Origin of the sequence: Silvimonas iriomotensis (genome assembly GCF_014645535.1) — a bacterium.
GTDB lineage: Bacteria > Pseudomonadota > Gammaproteobacteria > Burkholderiales > Chitinibacteraceae > Silvimonas > Silvimonas iriomotensis.
The window spans coordinates 146,954-165,657 of the sequence record NZ_BMLX01000003.1 but is presented as its reverse complement, the minus strand read 5'-3'; the positions used below and the strand labels follow the sequence as shown (position 1 = coordinate 165,657).

The 18,704-nt window shown below is 54.9% G+C and carries 15 protein-coding genes; 8 read left to right on the top strand and 7 right to left on the bottom strand.

Translation table 11 applies throughout. The features are described 5' to 3' along the window. Positions 1-15 precede the first annotated feature (15 nt). Complete coding sequence (locus IEX57_RS12295; protein WP_229709000.1) at positions 16-687, top strand: response regulator transcription factor; 672 nt, start codon at positions 16-18, stop codon at positions 685-687. Positions 688-693: 6 nt separating this feature from the next. On the opposite strand, the gene IEX57_RS12290 is transcribed toward IEX57_RS12295, so the two are convergent. After that, a complete protein-coding gene (locus tag IEX57_RS12290; protein ID WP_188695241.1) occupies positions 694-6,138 on the bottom strand; it encodes an AAA family ATPase in 5,445 nt (1,814 codons plus the stop codon). 353 nt (positions 6,139-6,491) lie between these two features. On the opposite strand from IEX57_RS12290, the gene IEX57_RS12285 reads away from it, so the two are divergent. The 6 genes from IEX57_RS12285 to IEX57_RS12260 all read left to right on the top strand — a co-directional run bounded on the left by IEX57_RS12285 (position 6,492) and on the right by IEX57_RS12260 (position 10,576). After that, positions 6,492-6,848 carry a response regulator gene (locus tag IEX57_RS12285; RefSeq protein WP_188695245.1) on the top strand — a complete coding sequence of 119 codons (357 nt, stop codon included), beginning with the start codon at positions 6,492-6,494 and terminating at the stop codon, positions 6,846-6,848. A 148-nt stretch (positions 6,849-6,996) separates the two neighbouring features. Beyond that, positions 6,997-8,214, top strand: coding sequence for an MFS transporter (locus IEX57_RS12280; RefSeq protein ID WP_188695247.1), 1,218 nt, complete (start codon positions 6,997-6,999; stop codon positions 8,212-8,214). A gap of 52 nt (positions 8,215-8,266) precedes the next feature. Beyond that, positions 8,267-8,824, top strand: a complete 558-nt coding sequence (locus tag IEX57_RS12275; RefSeq protein WP_188695250.1) for an ester cyclase — start codon at positions 8,267-8,269, stop codon at positions 8,822-8,824. A gap of 21 nt (positions 8,825-8,845) precedes the next feature. Then, positions 8,846-9,583: an SDR family oxidoreductase gene (locus IEX57_RS12270; RefSeq protein ID WP_229708999.1), complete on the top strand. Its 738-nt coding sequence runs from the start codon at positions 8,846-8,848 to the stop codon at positions 9,581-9,583. A 103-nt stretch (positions 9,584-9,686) separates the two neighbouring features. Further along, a complete protein-coding gene (locus IEX57_RS12265; RefSeq protein WP_188695255.1) occupies positions 9,687-10,322 on the top strand; it encodes a LuxR C-terminal-related transcriptional regulator in 636 nt (211 codons plus the stop codon). Positions 10,323-10,390: 68 nt separating this feature from the next. After that, positions 10,391-10,576 carry a tautomerase family protein gene (locus IEX57_RS12260; protein ID WP_188695258.1) on the top strand — a complete coding sequence of 62 codons (186 nt, stop codon included), beginning with the start codon at positions 10,391-10,393 and terminating at the stop codon, positions 10,574-10,576. Positions 10,577-11,028: 452 nt separating this feature from the next. On the opposite strand, the gene IEX57_RS12255 is transcribed toward IEX57_RS12260, so the two are convergent. From IEX57_RS12255 to IEX57_RS12230, 6 genes are read right to left on the bottom strand one after another with little or no spacing between them, the layout of a single operon-like run. After that, on the bottom strand, positions 11,029-11,259 hold the full coding sequence (locus tag IEX57_RS12255) for a hypothetical protein (RefSeq protein WP_188692396.1): 231 nt from the start codon (positions 11,257-11,259) through the stop codon (positions 11,029-11,031). Continuing rightward, entirely contained in the window at positions 11,256-12,218 is a 963-nt protein-coding gene (locus IEX57_RS12250) for a TniQ family protein (protein ID WP_188692394.1), read from the bottom strand. Before IEX57_RS12250 ends, IEX57_RS12255 begins: the two co-directional genes overlap by 4 nt. After that, the gene (locus IEX57_RS21480) at positions 12,206-13,237 is read right to left on the bottom strand and encodes a TniQ family protein (protein ID WP_188692391.1); all 1,032 of its coding nucleotides are present in this window, start codon (positions 13,235-13,237) and stop codon (positions 12,206-12,208) included. Before IEX57_RS21480 ends, IEX57_RS12250 begins: the two co-directional genes overlap by 13 nt. Further along, complete coding sequence (locus tag IEX57_RS12240; protein ID WP_188692388.1) at positions 13,234-14,175, bottom strand: TniB family NTP-binding protein; 942 nt, start codon at positions 14,173-14,175, stop codon at positions 13,234-13,236. Before IEX57_RS12240 ends, IEX57_RS21480 begins: the two co-directional genes overlap by 4 nt. Beyond that, entirely contained in the window at positions 14,172-16,157 is a 1,986-nt protein-coding gene (locus IEX57_RS12235; protein WP_188692385.1) for a TnsB C-terminal domain-containing protein, read from the bottom strand. Before IEX57_RS12235 ends, IEX57_RS12240 begins: the two co-directional genes overlap by 4 nt. 5 nt (positions 16,158-16,162) lie before the next feature. After that, positions 16,163-17,119, bottom strand: a complete 957-nt coding sequence (locus tag IEX57_RS12230; RefSeq protein WP_188692382.1) for a TnsA endonuclease N-terminal domain-containing protein — start codon at positions 17,117-17,119, stop codon at positions 16,163-16,165. Positions 17,120-18,392: 1,273 nt separating this feature from the next. Between IEX57_RS12230 and IEX57_RS12225 the strand changes: the two genes are divergently transcribed. Continuing rightward, on the top strand, positions 18,393-18,683 hold the full coding sequence (locus tag IEX57_RS12225) for a co-chaperone GroES (RefSeq protein ID WP_188704654.1): 291 nt from the start codon (positions 18,393-18,395) through the stop codon (positions 18,681-18,683). The last annotated feature ends 21 nt before the right edge of the window (positions 18,684-18,704 follow it).

The window sequence follows — 18,704 nt, the reverse complement described above, 5'->3', positions numbered from 1 at the left end:
TGAGCTATAGTCCGCGTGTATATCCCGTTGCAGATGTCCTTGCCAACCGCTCAGCCAATCATGCCAAACCTTGAACGCCAGGTTGTTTATCTCGTAGATGACGACGAGCCCTTTCGAAACGGGCTGGACAGCCTTTTGCGGTCCGTTGGCCTTGAGGTCGCTTCGTTCTCGGCGCCAGGGGAGTTTCTCGCAGCCTACAATGCAGGCCACCCGAGCTGCCTTGTGCTGGATGTTCGGCTCAGTGGTGCCAGTGGTCTTGCTCTGCAGAAGGAAATTGCGGCCAGGGAAATGGATATTCCGATCATTTTCATGACAGGGCATGGCGATGTGGAAATGTCCGTGGCGGCAATGAAAGGTGGTGCTTTCGACTTTCTGCCCAAGCCGTTCCGTGAGCAGAACATGCTGGATGCGGTCAACGCCGCGCTCGCCAAGGATCAGGAACGCTTGCAACGCGAAAAGGGATTGTCGCCACTACGATATGGCTATAACTCACTCACCTCCCGAGAGCGGCAAGTCCTTGATCTGGTTTTGAGTGGACTGATGAACAAGCAAATCGCGTCAAAGATCCATCTCAGCGAGGTGACGGTGAAGGCTCATCGTGGTCAGATCATGAAGAAAATGGGCGCACGCAATATCGCTGATCTGGTGATCAAAGCCACCTCGATCGGTGTCTTTCCAACCCATTGAATGTTCCTAAGCGCTGGTTTCAGCGGTGAGCGGAAGGCGCACGCTGAACGTGGCGCCTTCGGTTTGTTCGTCCAGCACAATCGTTCCGCCATGGGCTTCGACAATGGTTCGGCACATCGACAACCCGATGCCCAGCCCTTCTGATTTCGTCGAATAAAACGGCGTGAAGATTCTTTCCCGATTCACAGGCGCGACGCCCGGTCCGTTGTCGGTGATCTGCAACAAGATGCCGTCACCCGCAATGAAGGACAGAAAGACACTAATGATCCTGCGCCGATCATGCACGGTAGAAAGAACATCAATCGCGTTGGCCAGCAAGTTGATGAGAACCTGCTGGATTTGAACCTGATCGATCAACGTGGCCGGGATGTTCTCTTCCAGCGAAAGCTGGATTGAAATCGAATGGGTTTGCACTTCCCGTCGCATCAGAGCCAGTGTTTCCTGCAGCAGTTCACCCAGATGGATCGAACTACGCTGGGGTTGCGAGCCCTTGATCAGGCCACGGGTCCTCCCGATGACCTGATTCGCCCGTTCCCCTTCCTGAACTACTCGCTGCAATGCGCTAACCACCTCCCCAAAGTCAGGTGTGTCTCTTTGCAGCCATCGCAAACCGGCTAACCCGTTTGCGATAATCGCGGCAAGGGGCTGATTGACTTCATGGGTAATCGATGCAGCCAATTGGCCCAACGTGTAAACACGCGTGGCTTGGGAGAGCTGGCTACGCGCAAGTTGCAATGCTTGCTCACGCAGTTCACGTTCGGTGATGTCAATCGTGGTGCCGATAAATCTCAACGTATCCGGTCCCGCAAGTTGCGGCTCGCCAATTGCCTGAAAATAGCGGACGTCTTCACGACCAAGGCTGCGAAACTGGATACGGAATCCGCGCTGATGCAGGGCAGCGTCATTGAGATTCTGTATCACAGCAGAGCGATCGTCATGATGGAGCCGCTCAAGAATGACCTCAAGAGGAATGGTACCTACAGCTTCGGCCTGTTCAATTCTGAGCATATGGGCCAATTCGGGTGAGCAGTCGACCTGCCCCGAGGTCACGTGCCAGATCCAGTGTGCTGTCCCGCCCACTCTCTGGGTCTGGGCCAGCACAGTTTCGTTTTCTCTGAGCGTCAACTCGATGCGTTTGCGCTGATGGTTTTCCTCTGAAGCGTCGGCGTAAAGCCTGGCAACTTCCATCGAAACCGCAGCCTGTGCGGCAATCATTTCAAGCACCGCCAATTTGCCCGGTGTGGGCAGTTTCGCAGGTTCGTGTTGCTCCAGATAAAGCACACCCAGTGAACGACCTTGCTTGATCAAGGGGATGCAGACGATGAACGAAGCGCCATGCGTGCGGAAATATTCTTCATCGGGAAAGCGAAGTTTGACTTCCGTCCCGTCAAAGACGACGGGATGTTGCTCCATGAGCATGCCGTGCCAGAAGGGGGTTGAAGGCGTTGCGCTTGCGGTGGTTCTAAATCCGGTTTCGGAGGAGAGATCACGCACCAGGGATGCGAGTACTTCGGGTTGCGTATTGCGGCGTACAAACAGGCCGAAGCTGGCCCCCGTATAGGTCAGCGTAGCGGCAAGCAGTTTCTCAATCAGTTGCTCCACCACAATCTCGCTCGACATGGCTCTGGTCGTCTCCGCCAGAAACTGGATGTCTTTATCGCGGAGCCGCGGGCCGGCTTGTCCAGCCAGATCTGTTCTGGAGAGCAGATGAACATTCTGTCGTTCCAGTTCGGCAGCCTTCGCCATTGCCCCCCAGCGGGACCAGGCTTGATGAGCCTGTTGTAGCCAGCCGCGCGAAATGCCGGTGAGCCCATGCTCCTGGCAATACCCCGCGGCGCGCTCCAGCACCAAGCCTTCATCATGAGCCAGCCCATAAATGCTGGAGGCCCGTATAGCAGCGTCATAGCGGGCGAGCGCTTCGAGCTGATTACCCTCAGCACGGGCCGCTTCGGCTAACAAGAGTTCGTGTTTGCCAGAAAACGTGGATTCACACGAATAGGCCCACCGGGACAACCGTTCGATGGCAACCTGCAGGCGTTCGGCCCGGCGGGTGACATGGGGACTTTTTTTATCTCGCAGCAAAGCGGCTGCGGTCAATCCCCCAAAGAAATGGTAGTCGCACATCTGAAAGAACCCGGGCAGTGACCAGGCTACTTTCTCCGCCTCCAGAAAGGCGGCCTCTGCTTCATCAAACTGCCCGGCCATACAGCGCAACCGGCCCTTCATCACCCAATACATGCAAACCAGGCTGGCGTTGGCGTTGCTGGTCAGTTTTTGTTCGAATCCCGCTTCTGCGAACACGGCATTATCCAGTGTTTGCGTGCCGGCCTCCGGGTCCGCCAGTGCATCAATAAACGCCAGCTGAATGGCCAGCATGTCTGCCAAATCACCAAAGCCGGCACGTACTACAAAAAGCTGTCCAGAGAGTGCAGCTTGCCGTACTTCGTCCAGCGGTGAGCCAATAGCCAGCATATTGGTCACGAGCAAACTGCGCGTTGTACAGGAAATATCAATTTCCCCGGACTCATCGGCCGCATCACGCGCCATTTTGATCACTTTAAGCGCCACATCGAGCGGCTGTGTCCACAGGCTGGCCATCTGCAGGCTGACAAGCGTTCTGGCTTTAACTGCATCGTAGCCCCGGGAGAACACCAGCTCCTTGGCGAGTACGCCGAAGCGATAGCCATCTTCGTAGCGGCCGAGCAGTTCGCCTATTGCAACGCCCAATGCACTAAAGGAATAGGCTGCCGTGGCATTGATGCCGCGATCAAGTGCCAGCTCAGCCATTTTGGCGATATGCAGCAGGAAAAGCCCCAGGCTGGTGTAAAAGCTGGGCAGCAGCAGGCTGGACAGCAAACTCATTGTTTGCGTGGCGTCGACGTCATTCAAGTCAGGCAATGAAACCAGAGACTCGATTTCACGGTTGCCCAATTTGGAAAATACCGCATCGAATGCTGCATGAATTTCCGCTTCATCCGGGTACTGAGACAGATCGACGCCGCAGTATTGGCGCAAGCAGGCCAGCGCGATTTGCGCGGCTTCGACATTGTTTGACTGCATCACGTTCAGGGTGACAGCAATCAGCGTTTTTTCGATGGTCCGTTCTTTCGAAAGATCCGGCTTCTCCAGGATGCCCAGCACATTCTGGCAAGCCTGGAGGTTGCCACGAGCCAGTTCACAACGCGCGGCTTCTACCAGTATCCGGGTGCGCAATGGATGGGCGATATCCGGATCGATTGGCCCAAGCAGCTGTTGCGCGCTATCCAGATAAAACACGGCAGCATCGAGCGCGCCGGTGACTTTGGCCAGTTGTGCTGCCTCAAAATTCTCTTGTGCTGCGTCAAGACGCAGGGACTCAGAGTCAAGCAACACCGCCGCCTTGTTCAAATGGGTGGCCAATTCAAATTGCCGGGCAACGACCGGCCTATCGAGCTTGATGGTTTCTGCAATTCGCAGATGACATTGCGCCCGTACTTCGGCATCCAGCATGGCGTACATGACTTCACGGATCCGGTCGTGCACAAAGAAATATTCTTCGCCCCGGTTCAGGATCAGCCCTGCCCGCAACGCGGGTAACAACTGCTCGTAAAGAACGGCCTCATCCAGTTTTGTGACCAGACCAAGACGCTTGTTTGTCGCGACATTGCCCATACAGGCAAACAAAGCGATGACACCCTGTGATGGCAAAGGCAGAGCATTCACCCGGAAACGAACCAGGGATGGGAGATCAGTGGTCTCGAGTGCGGCTAACAATTGCGCCGGTACCCATTCCCAACGCTGGCTGACGTAGTTTTTTGTGACAATGCGCTCATCCACTATTTTGCGGACAAGCTGAATGGCGAAAAGTGGATTGCCTGCTGCCTTGGTGTGAACAAAGTCGACAAGTTGTGTCACCTCATCCTGACCCGTTCCCAGAAAGTCATTCAGCAGGTTGCCGATTGCTTCTCGCGACAATGGCGACAGTGCAAGGACCTCAATATCAGCGGCATCATGACTGGCTGCCCGTACCCTTGCAGGCCAACCGGTCTCAAGCAGATTCTCCGTGTCCCGTGTTGCTCCGGCCAAAAACAGCCACTTGATCGGCCGATGCGTCATTGTCTCGGCCATGAACTCCAGCGTGGCAGTATCTGCCCATTGCAAATCATCGATAAACAGCAGCAACGGATTGGCCGGCCGCGCAAACACGCCAATGAATCGGGCCAGCGTGTCATGCCAGCGTGCCTTCACCCGTTCTGTGCTGACCTCCGGCGCCGGGGCGGGTTGACCCAGCAGCCAGGCCGCCTCGGGGATCGCATCTGTAATTAACCTTCCAAGCCCTCCGACGGCCTGCTGTGCTTCTATTTGCAGAAGCTCCGGACTCTCGCCCGACGTCTGCAGTCGTGAGATCAGGCTACCTGTTGCCTCCAGCAACGCTTGATAAGGTGAATCCAGTTTTTGCTGATCAAACTTGCCGCTGGCAAATCGCCAGGAGGTGCTTTTTCCGTCTGCACGCAGCGCTTCGATCAACGTCGACTTGCCTGAACCGGCAGCACCACTGATCAGCACTGCTGCGGAATCGCCCGTTTCCGCGACCCGCGCCATGTGCTCGAATAAGCGTGAGAACTCTCGTTTTCGTCCGTAAACACGAGGTGGCCGAAAGGCCAGGGCAGACCTGTCACGAATGCCAGTTTGCGCGATGGTTTGCGTGGCGGGCTCATTATCGAGCCCCTTCAGCGCGGCCAGAACACGGTAGAGGTCGGCCTGAATTGCAGATGCAGACGGATAACGGGCGTGGTGATCCGTGTGCAGCAGACGCGCGGTGATTTCGGCCAGCAATTCCAGCGCAAATCCATAAGGCTCAACAAGGGCTGGAGCAGGCTCAGTATGCCCCATCAGATGCTGCAGTATCTCGCCAAATGCGTAAATATCAGCAGCGTGATCCATATACCGGCCAGATCCCGGCATTTGTTCCGGAACCAGAAACCGCGGATTTGCCGCTGAACCACGCTCTCCTTGCATGAAACGGATCCGGGACGCGACACCGAAATCTGTAATCCATGCCGCACGCAAATCCACGCTGACAAAGAAGGTTTGAAGGCTCAAACCCGCATGCACAATGCCTTTGAGGTGCATACGCCGGATCGCTTCAATCACGCTGAGTGCAAGTACAAGCCGTTGTGTCAACCCAAGCGATGCGACCTGAATGCTGGCAAGCAGGTCACCCCCTGGATCACGCAGTAGCAATGCAGACGCATTGTCGTGGCGCGCGTGGCGCAGGGGGAGCACCGACCATTCCCGCTCAAGCATGGGTTCGAGCGCCATTTCATTTTCGAAACGCGCGTAGATATCCGGGGCAGGATTGATGGCTGTCGGGGTGACGACGAGAATCGGCTCGCCCGCTTCTGCAAGACCTCGCTTAACCGTGAGGTGGTCACTTCGTAGGGTGGCAAGACTAACGAATGAGCGGAGCATAGGCGCGGCAGTCATTTGCGCACACAGCCGGGTTCAGGAGTGTGCTGGTTCAGGGCCATTAACAGATCATCCACATCCCGGGCGCCATCAGACAGACGCCCATTGCCGGCGCGCCAGCGGAGCCGACAGGCTATGTACTGGCAGGCATGCCGGCCATTCCATTGTCATACAGTATCAACGTACAGTGAACCTGTACCAAGGTATAGCCCGCCAGTACCTTGGGCGTAGCAAAACCCGCCATCAGCCTGGTAGTTTTGAATTGCGTCAGAAATTATCTTTGACACAACGAAAAGCGATCCACCCGCCATCCAGATATTGAGTCTCACGTGTCCATAACAAAGCCCATTTGTGTAGTGGACGACGACGAAGCTGTCCGCGTTGCACTGTCCAGTTTTATTCGTTCATCCGGCTGGGCCGTTGAGACCTTCGATAGCGCAGCAGCCTTGCTTGCTTTCTCGGCGCGTCACGAGATTGCACTGCTCATTGCCGATATCCGGATGCCGGGCATGTCAGGGATCGAGATGTTTGACCAGTTGGTCAAGACCGGGAAACAACCACCGACATTGTTCGTTTCCTCTTACTGCACACCCGAGCATCAACGCCGGGTGGGCCAGTTGAAGGTTCTTGGCCTGATGCAAAAGCCGTTCAGTCTCAGCACTTTGTCTGAGCTGATCGTAAAAACATTGGGCGATCCGCCTGCTGCGGCCTAACCCCCAACGTAACGCCTTTTTTGAGCAATGAATGGCAACCCCATCCAAGACCGTTGGGGAGAAGCGTCGCAATACTCGATCCCGATTTTGAATGAACTGCGCAGGGCGGCGTTTTCAGGGTCCTGCATTTACTTTCAAGGAAAATGCAATGTCTCTCCCCATCATTGCCTTGGCATTAAGCGCGTTTGCCATCGGGACCACCGAGTTCGTCATCATGGGCATCTTGCCCGACGTGGCGCATTCGCTGTCCGTCTCCATCCCTTCTGCCGGCCTGCTGGTCAGCGGCTATGCCCTCGGTGTCGCGTTTGGCGCACCACTACTGGCCCTGTTGACCAGCCGCATGCCACATAAACTGGCGCTGCTGTTGCTGATGGGCATCTTCATTGTCGGCAATGTCCTTTGCGCCACTGCATCCAGCTACCAAAGCCTGATGGTCGCGCGGGTGATTACCTCATTCGCCCATGGTTCGTTCTTCGGGATCGGATCAGTGGTTGCGGCTTCGCTGGTGCCCAAGGACAAGCAAGCCAGCGCGGTTGCCATGATGTTTACCGGGCTGGCGCTTGCCAACGTGCTCGGCGTTCCACTCGGCACGTTTATTGGTCAATCACATGGATGGCGGGTGGCATTCTGGGCCGTTGCGGTTGCCGGTGTTGCTGCTGCCATCGCACTGGCTTTGCTGGTGCCCGACAAACGAGACGGCAAATCTGGCGGGCTGGCCCATGAACTCAGCGTACTCAAGCAAGGCCAGGTCTGGCTGGCCTTGTTGATGACCGTGCTTGGGTTTGGCGGCGTATTTGTGGTGTTCACCTATATCACGCCGATTCTTGAAGAGATGAGCGGGTTCGCTGCGCATGCGGTCACACCCATCCTCGTCATGTTCGGGATCGGCCTGGCGATCGGTAATTGGGTGGGCGGCAAATTTGCGGACCGTGGGGCACTCAAGGCACTGATTGTCATCTTTGCTGCCCTCATCGTGATCATGGGGCTGTTCAGCTACACGATGCACAACCAGGTGCTCTCGTTGATCACCATCTTTATCTGGGGCATTGCCGCATTCGCCACCATCCCCGGCCTGCAAATGCGTGTCCTGAGCAAAGCCAGCCACGCACCCAATCTGGCATCAACCCTGAATATCGGCGCTTTCAACGTGGGCAACGCCATGGGGGCCTGGCTGGGCGGTCTGGCCCTGTCGCACGGTCAATCGCTTGATGTTTTGCCTTGGGTTGCCGCGGCAGTCACCGCCGGTGCGCTGATCCTCACCATCTTTGCCCGCCGGCTCGACGGGGCGGAAGTACACGTGGAGGCCTCACACGCAGAGGCACCCGGCAAGCCATCACTGGGTGAGGCCGCCACCCGTTCTATCTGAATGCGGCAACACAACTAACGTCGTCTCAACTTTGCCAATCAGGGAACTCATCATGACCACCAAAACGCTTTCGATCACTACCGCTCTGTCAGCATTGCCCATCGTTGCAGCCCTGCTGATCGCCTCGCATGCCAAAGCCGCATCGGATGATCTGGCCAAACCAGGTGTTCTGATCGTGGATAAAACGCTGCCCAAAAAGCAACTGGAGCAACAAATTCATGCGGCACGCCTGTACGACACGTTCTGGACCACCGGCGATGAAGCCATGGCGCGTGAAGCACTCGCCGCTGACTTTATGGATCGCACATTGCCGGCGGGCCGTCCGCAAGGCGTGGCAGGCCCTTTGGCCGCCTCCAAGGGCTTTCATGGCGCTGTGCCGGATGTCCACGCCGAAATCACCCAAATGATCGTGACGGGTGACCGCGTTGTAACCCACCTGCGATTCACCGGCCATTTCACCGGCAGCTTTAACGGTGTCCAGGGCACTGGCCAACCTGTCGACTTTATCGCCACGGATATCTATCGCATCCACGACGGCAAGATCGCGGAAAACTGGCATCTGGAAGACAACCTCACCTTCCTGCAGCAGTTGGGTGTTGTCGCCAAATAATGCCCGCCACCGGTGCTCACCATGAATCACGACTTCAGGAGCAACAACATGCTTTTCAAAGATCAACGTGTATTGGTTGTCGGTGGCAGCTCGGGGATTGGCGCTGCAACCGCTGCGAGCTTTGCGCAACACGGCGCTCACGTCTATATCGCATCGCGCAACAAGGCCAAGCTTGATCATGTCGCCAGTCAGATTGTCGGGAAGGTTGAAACCGTCGTTCTGGACATCACCCATGATGAACAAGTCAGTCACGTGCTGCGTGAACTGGGCGAATTTGATCATGTGGTGGTTTCAGCAGCCCAGACAGCGACCGGCCCGGTTCATGGTCTTGAACTTGAGGATGCGTACAGCGCCATGAACAGCAAGTTCTGGGGTGCCTATCGCGTGGCACGCGCAGTTCACATTCGCGAAGCGGGTTCACTGACACTGGTGTCCGGCTTTTTGTCGGTGCGCCCCAGCAAGTCTTCTGTCCTTCAAGGTGCGATCAATGCTGCGCTCGAATCGTTGGGGCGTGGTCTCGCGCTGGAGTTGTCACCGATTCGGGTCAACGTGGTTTCTCCAGGATTGATCGCGACCGAACTGTGGGCAAATCTGGACGCGTCGGCACGCGAGCGGATGTACGAAAGCGTGGCCGCCCGCCTGCCGGCAAAACGGGTCGGCGCGCCAGAGGATATTGCCAACGCCGTCATTTACCTTGCCTCAACCCGTTATGCGACGGGCTCGACGGTACTGGTCGACGGCGGTGGCGCGATTGCGTAACAGGGCGCGTGCCCCTTCATTGCAAGAGGCGCTGCCACAAATGGAATCCAGCAATCTATTCGCAGGTAGCTGGGCAACCATCCTCGATAGACAAGAGATTGCCATGACTGAGACCGTGCCATTGCATGTTGCCGTAGCCCACCGCAATCCGCTGGTGGCCTGTGGCATTAAGGGGCTGTTGTCATCTGCGCCGGACATCATTGTCTCGATTCATCCCGTTGAATGGGTCGAGGCGCGGCGCTTTACCGGCGTTGATGTCATTGTGGGTGACTACGATACCGCGTGCCTGTTTCTACAAAGGTTGCGTGGGGGCTCTCGTTATCCGGGGAGCGCTCCGCGCGTATTGCTGTTAACCGTCCGTGACAACGAGCGGGACATGCGCAATGCCTTTGATCTGGGTGTCCACGGCTACCTGTTGATCGATTGCGATGCTGATGTGCTGGAAGAGAGCATCCGCAAACTTGCCGCGGGCCACCGTTACTTAAGCGACGCGCTATCCCGGCGGCTAGTCGACTCCCTCTCCCGCGCGGCTCTCACCGCACGTGAGCAGGACGTACTGGCGCTACTGGCCAACGGAAACTGCAACCGTGACATCGCCTCCACGCTGGGCATCTCTTTAGGCACCGCCAAGACCCATGTGGCTTCCATTCTGGACAAGCTGGAGGCCGATACTCGTACTCGCGCGGCAGCGATTGCCAGGGATCGCGGCCTGGTCACTGTGTCTGCGCCCGCGTCCTGAATACCGGAACCCGCTTGGCCGCACAGAACTCCCCAACCATTGTTTAACTGAAACACCCGGAGAAAATCATGCCAGAAATTATTGTTTACGCTGCTGCAGGCCGTACTTCCGAGCAGAAGAAACGTTTGATGGAACGAATCACCAGCGCGGTGGTTGAAGAGTTCAGTGTTCCGAAGGAAGCTGTTGTGGTGCAGGTGATGGAGTCTGCGCTTGATCACAAGATGAAAGGTGGGGTGCTGTTTTCGGATAGATGAACAACCTGGTGCCTTTTATAGCGGGTACAAAAAAGCCGCATCAATTCGTATGCGGCTTTTTTCCAGCAGCGTCTACCCGGATTTGGGTAGTACTGTGGTTCTGAGTCCATGCATCGCGCAGGTTTTCAACGCACATGATGGCCGATTTCCGGTGCAAAGCAGACTTAGACGGCCGCCCGCGCCAAATTCCGCTTTGGCCGATAAGCCGAAGTTTCAGCGTTTGCTTAGGCCCCGTTTGACGCCGGAAGGCCAACGCTGGCGGCCTCGTCACAAGCAATCATCCTAAAGGGCTCGCACCCACCATGCTTCCAAGTTACAGAGTGGCTGATGAAACTGGCTCAATCTGGCAACGGCAAGCCACATATCACGCGAAAAGTGACAACATCCGGGATGAGACAGACAGCAGATATAAAAAAGCCCCGCTAACGCGGGGCTTTTTTATATCTGAACGTTCAGGCAACTTTCTTGTGGCGTGGCTGCTTTGTTATCGGACCCGCCAAAACGCCAGTTAACAGTTCAGTATGAGAAACCGTTAGCGACTCTACAAACCTCCCGCGAGTGGCATTCGCATAGGCGTCTAAACGTGCGCGCACACCTGCAGGCAACGTGCTCGAGGTTTCATTAACCTTGCTCTTGGGCGCTGCAGCTTTCAAGACCAGTCTAGGTTTCAGCTTGGTAGTCATGGTAAAATTCCTTTTAAATCAATATCCCACGACACAACAGCAACGTCAAGACTGTTTACCTTAGGTAACGTCGAAATCAAAGTAGAAGCTACTTTTTGTACAGAAGTCGGCTCCTTCTCATAGATTACATATTCAGATGTGTCTTCCAGTGCAATGCCTGGATGGGTATCCAGTTCGGCCAGTAGATCGTGGCGATGTATCCCGTAGATTCTCCGAAAGTCGAGCCCTAACAGCAGGACAAGTCGTTTCTTCTCATCATCTTCCGCGCAAAAGTACGACTGCAGAAACTTCTCCGCCGAGATCGAACCAATCCCCGTAACGCTTACGGTCCCGGCCGAAAGTACACGAAGAATTTTGGATTGCAGGCGACATAACCTTTCCCATGTAGTGCCCGAAAGCTCGCGTGCATTGCATTCCTGCAATCGGACCCCGCAATGGAAGCAAGCCCGAAGCACATCTTTTCGATCCTCACTGTCAAACAAACCAATCCGCAGATTCTCAATTGAAGTGACGTGTTCGCACTGAGCGCAATACCACCGCATCTGCAGAGGATGCTGGTTGCAAACCAGAAAGCAATTGAGACGCCACTCTCTCCGGAAGTAAGGAGTTTCATCCTCCCGAAGGCAAGTTGGACAGTAAGAATAAAATGCAGATGTCCCATTAAGCGTCGTCAGACTGCGGATCATCAACTCGCTGCGTAGCGCCGGTGAGCCTTCCCAGAAGTGCTTCAGGTCCTCGCTGGTTTGACCCAAAAATGGTGCGATCACTGCCCCCAAGGAATCTGAAACCGGCTTACGAAAATCAAACCAGTGGAACGGTTTTGAAAGTTTCAACACCCCCCGCAATTCGTCCGACGTCATCCTGTGCCAACGTGCAACACGGGTTGCCCATGATGAAAACAATTCCCCCGGTAGTGGCGGAGGAGAACCGTACAGACGAGGCCCCATCATTGAAGACATCGCTTGTCCTCCGCCCGCAACGCAGCGTCGAATGGTGTCTCGAAACCAAGATGGAGTTGAGTGCCGAACATGCGTAGCGAATGGATCCTGTTCCATTTCACCCATAGCGCCCGTGCACCTGCCTGATAGGCTTGTCGAACCGGATCCAAAGCATCGTCAGCCAGTTCGCGAACAACAAATCGGTGTAGAGAAGTCAGGGCACGATCAAGGTAGCTGGCCGACGTACTGTGTACGGTCACTTCGATTTTCTGCATATCCAGGAGAAAAGCGTCAGGCCAGCAAGTCAGTCTGTCCAGCGCATAGCGGGCGATCAACAACGCTTCTTCTACATTAGGGGCGTGCCGCCCTGACCGAATTACACCATCACGCAATCCGGGCAATATCCATCCCAGTAACCAGATCAGCCGGCATGCGGCGTCCGGGTCCAGCGACCGAACCCAAGGTGGCAATTCGTGATCAGTGCAGAAGTGGTGCCCGCTGATTGTGGCAAGCAACTTTGCGACAATCAACTCATCTTGCTCGGCCACAACTGGCTTTGCCAATCGGAGGTCAGCTCCGCACTTGCAGTGACAAATCTCAGACCTTCCGGGATCAAGAACTTGCTTGCATGCCGGGCAGGTTTGGCAGAGGCGGCATTGGTGCTGTGGGCAGCACGACAGCATTGAAAGTAACCACAATCCACGCTGGCATGCGCCCTCGGCCAGACAAAGAGGGCACACCACAGGCCTCCGCAGGGCAACGAAATAACTTTTGCCAAGGTGTCGCCCCGCCATATACCACCCCCATCCCTGTGCGCCCAGATGCTCACGGACCACGGAGAGCCGCGATATTTCGTCTTCAGTGCAATGGACTGCCTCGGCGAGCACGTTGAGCTCTTTGACACTTGGCCATCGGGCATGCCCAAACAGCTTCAATACAAGGGTGTGTGCGCTTGTCCTGTTCGCATGTGCTAGCCGGATCAGATACCCAGGCATTGCCTCGAATTCAAAAGGGACGGGCCGCTCTCTGAGAAATATCATGAGAGCCCCCTGAACGGATTGGTGCCGCGATAGCCCAGAAGATCAAATGCCTTTGCAACATAATCAATTTCGAGTTTCTGGTCAGACCGCCTGGCCCCGAGAAGAACTGCTTCCGCCACTAGGCGTTTCAAGAGTCGGAGATTGCCGCCAGTTGCCGCAAAGAACGCATTACTGGATTCCCTGCTATTCAGGCCTGCGGATTGTTCAAAAGGCAGCGCTTGATCCAGCGCACCCAGCAGGCCATTCCAACTCTGATCATTCTGATAATGGCGCATTGGTGCCTCGCCCCAGCGCGAATTGAACTGCGAATCAGAGCGAACCATTTCACCCACCACCGGGGTTCCGACAAACACAAAGCCGATCTTCAATTCTTCGTGAAGTCTCTTCAGCGTATCCCAGGCGGCACCCCCAAGCCGATCCTCATTACGGCGACGGCTTGAGGGCACCAGATGGCCCGCCTCATCGACGACGAGGAGTCGAACATCCAACTCTCCGAATGCCTCTTTGATGACTCTGTCGAGCTCTGCAGCTTTTGCTTTTCGAATCTGCCCCACATAGCCAATCGCTTCAAGTATGTCCTGCCGGATAGAGGTTGAGGTCGGATTCCCGTCGAGCGTGATCTTCACAATCGGGAGTTGCACTCCTCGAAGCAATTGCCGTGACAGATAACGTCGCTGAAGAAAATCTACGATGAAGGACTTCCCCGTACCACCCTCTCCATGAATACAAAGCCCACCTGGCTGCGAAGTTTCACCAACCCGGCTTATCAGATGATCCAGCGAATTCATCGCGAAAATGAATTCCGGTGTGTGAATGGGCACGTTCAGAACGTACTCGGCTTGTTCAGCTGCCGGCCTGGACATTACGGCACGGCGAGCCTCTGCCGCATTCGGCAACGGAAGGGGGGCCAATGGGCGTCTTGCAGTCAGCGTGCTCATAGCGTCCCCCACGTCATGGGTGGTGCCGAAGTGAATTCCGGTTCATCCTCTTCGATTTCAGAGGTGAGCGCAGTTGATCCAGGACGCGCAGTCAGGGCAGACAACGACTGGTCTTCACCTTCAAGAACAGATTGTGAATTGAGATCGGCGACGCGTGCGCGCTGCTCTCTTCGCTGAACCTTTTGCTTTTGCGTCAATTCATCCTGAATGGTCTGAATCAGAGACGCGCGAGCCTCCAGCAACAGGTCAACTGCTTCATGTCGGTTCAGCCGCTCCCTGCACACTTTGCGCAGATAATCGTGCTGAAAGAGGGTCAAACCGTCGGCATAGTCGGGCCGGGTGCAGGGAACAGGGAAAAGCGCAAACGTCTCGGGGTCCATGACATATATCCGTCCAAGATCGTCCGGGTTTACCTTGAACTGAAGTGTGATCTTTTCATATTTTCGGCGTAGCTCCCCCAACCGGCCCTCCGGGTCCGCATAGTTGAGGTACCTGAATCTCAAGCCTTCCTGGGAAAGTGCGCCTTCATGAGGTTCGCCAAATACTGCGTCGATCCGTTCCAGATCAATCACATAGGGCGGAGGACAATCTCCAATCAACGCGTTCCAGTGATCAAGCGGCGAGATCAGGCTTCGGGAGTTCGGCTGGATATTGTGGTAATCCACCGCCCATTTGTGGATGAGGTAAACCAGCGTTGAAAATCTGACTACGGCATCCTGTTCCGGTTTGTATTCGCTACGATCTTTCAGCGAGGCAAAAGTCTTGCCCGGCATAGTTTCAAACAAGGACTCATCAAGCGTCTTGAAGAAACGCTCGATACTGGGCTTACCCCAAGGAGTTCTTGCAGCATTGGTTTCGATATCCGAACCAAGGTGCTGGAGCGCCAGCGGAAGCGCATCCCCGATAAAATCCCGGCCGCGATCCGTCGCGTACTTCGTCGCCAAACCAAAGCTAGGCCACGGATTGAGGATTTTGTCTCCCCATCTTTTTGCCACGTAGGTGTGCGCCCGCAATGAATGCTTGATACATGCAAAGATGGCCCGTGCGCCGCCATGGTTAAAGCTGATATAAAGCCCTAGCACCATACCCGTACCTGCATCCCTGATCGCAGTGAGATATGGACGTCCAAGGGGCAGCCAGTTCAGATCATCAAGAACAATACAATTGAGCGCAGAGTGATCAATTTCGGCGACCTCAAGTGGCGCCACTTTCGTCCGATGACCTCGGATCATGCGGGTATCGTGGATCGCTCGCTGCCTTCCTTTTCTTGCGGCCGTCCTTTCGAAAAAATCCAGATCACCCACCCTGCGCCGGAACGTGCTCAAGGACATCGGCCGTATCAGCATCAGCCCTTCCTCCACTGAGCGCCTGTTTAGCGCTTTTGCACGAGTCTTGTACGTCTCATAACACGCGGCTACCGAGGGTGCCTCCATTGTCAGAAATTGATCGGCGATGACTTCTTTAGCCAGGCATTCGCTTTCCCCACAAGTCCTTTTGGAACGAATCGACGGCGTAGTTCCGAGCACAGAATAGGCGGAGTAGCCCCGCTCCTCGTAGGCCTTGAGCCACTTCCAGGCAGTGCTCACGCCGGGTAGCTTGAAGTCAAACTCGGACGACGCGGCAGCTCGATCCAGCCACTCTTTGATGTGTTTTCGCTGACCACGCGTTATGCCGGCCTTCCTGAGTCCATTCACAACCGCAAGCAACTTCCTTGCTCTCCGTCGCTTCTCCGGGGGCAGAAGAGAGATATCTATCCAGGGTGCCTTTGGAAGAAACCGGATCTCATTCGGCGACGCTGCGCTGGGTATAACTTCAATTACACCCGCTTCCTTCGCGGTAAGAAAATCCTCGATGGTAAGTTCGCGCAGATCTCCATCTCGTATGCTTTCCAGGAAGCAATGCTTAGTTGTCGTTCGGAGAAGCTCCCACTCTTGCCCCTCCATTCGAACGATCAAGCCCTTGGTTAAATAGAATGAGGTCATGATTGCTACTCCTCATCCGATACCAGCGGAGATAGGCCCCGATCAAACGAGATACCTCCACCGGCCCAAGCGCTTCGAGGTGTGGACTCTTCCGGTCGGAGATCACGTAAAGGCGTCCCTCCAGAAAATCCTCCGACAGCGCTGAAAACGCCTGCACTTGAACGCGGCCGTCGTTGAAGCGTCTGAGCCTCCAGGATCCGCCAATCTGGCGGTCGACGCCCCAAAGCCACCGCTTCCACAAGATCACCATACCTACCCGCAGCCTGAATATCCGCATATCTGAGACCTCCTGTTTGCGCGGGGAGTGCAACGAGTGCCCTACGATTGATGATCTCATTGCTGGAAAATGTAAGCTGCCGTTTTGCCAGCAGGGTATACACGTCGACCAGGTCAACATCAGCTGTATCAAGCAGTTGCTGGATTTGCATTGGGCCGCCACGCTCCAAGCACCTTGAAAGTCTCTCGACTCTATCCGCAGGAGGCATGGCGCCTTTCATGTAGCGCCAAAGGAGCAGGGCATTTTGCCGGTTTGGGCCGGCGTAAATCTGGTCATCGGTCAGAATACAAAACCGGATGCCCTGGTTCAGACACTCGTCTGCGACCTGCAACAATCTGGTTAGTGTGGGCTCCGACACTAGCACAGCAAGGGGCTTGATCTCGACCAGAATTGACTCGAGCTCTCCCTGCGTTTCGAGCTTGAGCAAAAGATCGGGGTAGTACTTCCTGGACCTTTCTGCGGTATGGATTTCCAGGACCGTGGGTTGGGTCGCAATACTTTTAACATCGTGGCAGACGCTCAATAGTTTGGCCGCGATCTGCTCAAGATAGGACTCCCATGCAAGCGGATAGGGGGCCAATCCCGGCAGGTGGCCGGTAACAATGGAACGATGGGGATTTAGGCGCACGACCTGGCGGGCTGCCTGCCTGGTTTTGCGCGCATTTCTCGTACGAACCTTGGGCATGACGATCTCCTCGCGAGCCGGATTGAATCCAGCGCGATAACGTGTGCGAACCTCCCGAATTACGGGACTTCGCGTTGTTTACGTTTTTGAGGAAAAGCCGAGCCCTGGCCTTGACCAGGAGGGACTCTTGGACGATACTAACTTTTCCAATGGTAGTATCGTGAGTTCACCTCACCGGGCAGGGCAATTCTCAAAAAAAGGGGGTTGTCCTGTTTTGTTTTCTACATAATTTGTCCTTCAAAAAATCCAAGATTTCAGTACATGGCAAGAATTGATCCTTGCCCAATTTTTGCACCTCAGAAAATCACGAAATTCCTACTGCATCCACCATTCCAGGTTATTTTTTCAGGCCAAAAATGTGTATCCAAGTCATCTCGGAAGCGCTTGAATCCCGCAGATTTTGACCAAAATCGGTGCCACCTCATTAGTAGCCAACCTGCGGAACAAGAAAGCAGGTGACAGCGCCAAAACCTCAATAAAATTCACCACAAGCCATTGTTTTACAATGAAAATACCAAAATCAACCTACATGTTGATCTGAAAAGCCTATCCCTTGCGGAGAAGCATTTCAACCCCCACTCTTTGGAAATGGCGGGCCAAACTGTGCCGCCCATCCAATTTCTTCTTACAGATCATAAAGATAAATTTTTTATAAGAAGAACGGCCTCCAAAATGGTCAAAGCCATTGCAAAAACACCCCTAAAAAAACAGAGCCAAATAGAATCTCTACTATTTATCCATAATAATTAAGTAAACATAAAAACAAACTAATTAATTATTTTAGAAAACAAAGGGAAAATACTGACTACCCAATATTTGATTTTTATTTCTTGGTTAAACCCGGGGAAGACAGCAAAAAACACCTGTGTGGAAATTCAATTCCATGGTGTTAGGCCGAGAGGGTCGAACATCGTGTAGGAGGCATGGGGGAGAACGGGTTCGAGCGGGAACTGAGAAACCCTCTTCGAGCGACTCATCTTAGAAAGGAAAAGGCAGGGACAAAAACCCAATTAAGTGGCCGTTCATCGGTCGTCCAGAAGTGGGCATGGGCCACAAACCCTGATCGGGCCTAGATTGGCGGGACTACAGCTTTTTGACGTAACTACAGAATTGAGTGGAAGACGACACAGCCCAACAGAAATTTAACCTTTCTCCCCTTGAAAACCCAGGTTCCCATCCCTATTATTGGCACTCGTTAGCCGAGAGTGCTAACGGGCCGCGCTGGGCGCTGGCCCCTGAACTTTCAGGCATTGATTTCTCAGGAGAATAAACGATGAAGATCCGTCCCTTGCATGACCGCGTAGTCATCAAGCGTGTTGAGGCTGAAGAAAAAACCGCATCCGGTATCGTGTTGCCGGGCGCTGCCGCCGAAAAGCCGGATCTGGGCGAAGTCGTTGCGATCGGCACCGGCAAGCTCTTGGATAACGGTGAAGTGCGCGCGCTGTCCGTCAAGGTGGGTGACAAGGTCATCCTGGGCAAGTACAGCGGCCAGTCCGTCAAAGTGAACGGCGAAGAATTGCTGGTTGTCCGCGAAGAAGACATCTTCGGCGTGGTTGAAGCCTAAGGCTCACCCGAACCCCGGTTT

Excerpts from the sequence above, each read along its gene's own strand:
- IEX57_RS12240 (WP_188692388.1), bottom strand. The coding sequence starts at position 14,175 with ATGAGCACGCTGACTGCAAGACGCCCATTGGCCCCCCTTCCGTTGCCG.
- IEX57_RS12265 (WP_188695255.1), top strand. The coding sequence starts at position 9,687 with ATGACTGAGACCGTGCCATTGCATGTTGCCGTAGCCCACCGCAATCCG.
- IEX57_RS12280 (WP_188695247.1), top strand. The coding sequence starts at position 6,997 with ATGTCTCTCCCCATCATTGCCTTGGCATTAAGCGCGTTTGCCATCGGG.
- IEX57_RS12270 (WP_229708999.1), top strand. The coding sequence starts at position 8,846 with ATGAATCACGACTTCAGGAGCAACAACATGCTTTTCAAAGATCAACGT.
- IEX57_RS12255 (WP_188692396.1), bottom strand. The coding sequence starts at position 11,259 with ATGACTACCAAGCTGAAACCTAGACTGGTCTTGAAAGCTGCAGCGCCC.
- IEX57_RS12275 (WP_188695250.1), top strand. The coding sequence starts at position 8,267 with ATGACCACCAAAACGCTTTCGATCACTACCGCTCTGTCAGCATTGCCC.
- IEX57_RS12225 (WP_188704654.1), top strand. The coding sequence starts at position 18,393 with ATGAAGATCCGTCCCTTGCATGACCGCGTAGTCATCAAGCGTGTTGAG.
- IEX57_RS12250 (WP_188692394.1), bottom strand. The coding sequence starts at position 12,218 with ATGTCTTCAATGATGGGGCCTCGTCTGTACGGTTCTCCTCCGCCACTA.
- IEX57_RS12235 (WP_188692385.1), bottom strand. The coding sequence starts at position 16,157 with ATGACCTCATTCTATTTAACCAAGGGCTTGATCGTTCGAATGGAGGGG.
- IEX57_RS12290 (WP_188695241.1), bottom strand. The coding sequence starts at position 6,138 with ATGCTCCGCTCATTCGTTAGTCTTGCCACCCTACGAAGTGACCACCTC.
- IEX57_RS21480 (WP_188692391.1), bottom strand. The coding sequence starts at position 13,237 with ATGATATTTCTCAGAGAGCGGCCCGTCCCTTTTGAATTCGAGGCAATG.
- IEX57_RS12230 (WP_188692382.1), bottom strand. The coding sequence starts at position 17,119 with ATGCCCAAGGTTCGTACGAGAAATGCGCGCAAAACCAGGCAGGCAGCC.
- IEX57_RS12260 (WP_188695258.1), top strand. The coding sequence starts at position 10,391 with ATGCCAGAAATTATTGTTTACGCTGCTGCAGGCCGTACTTCCGAGCAG.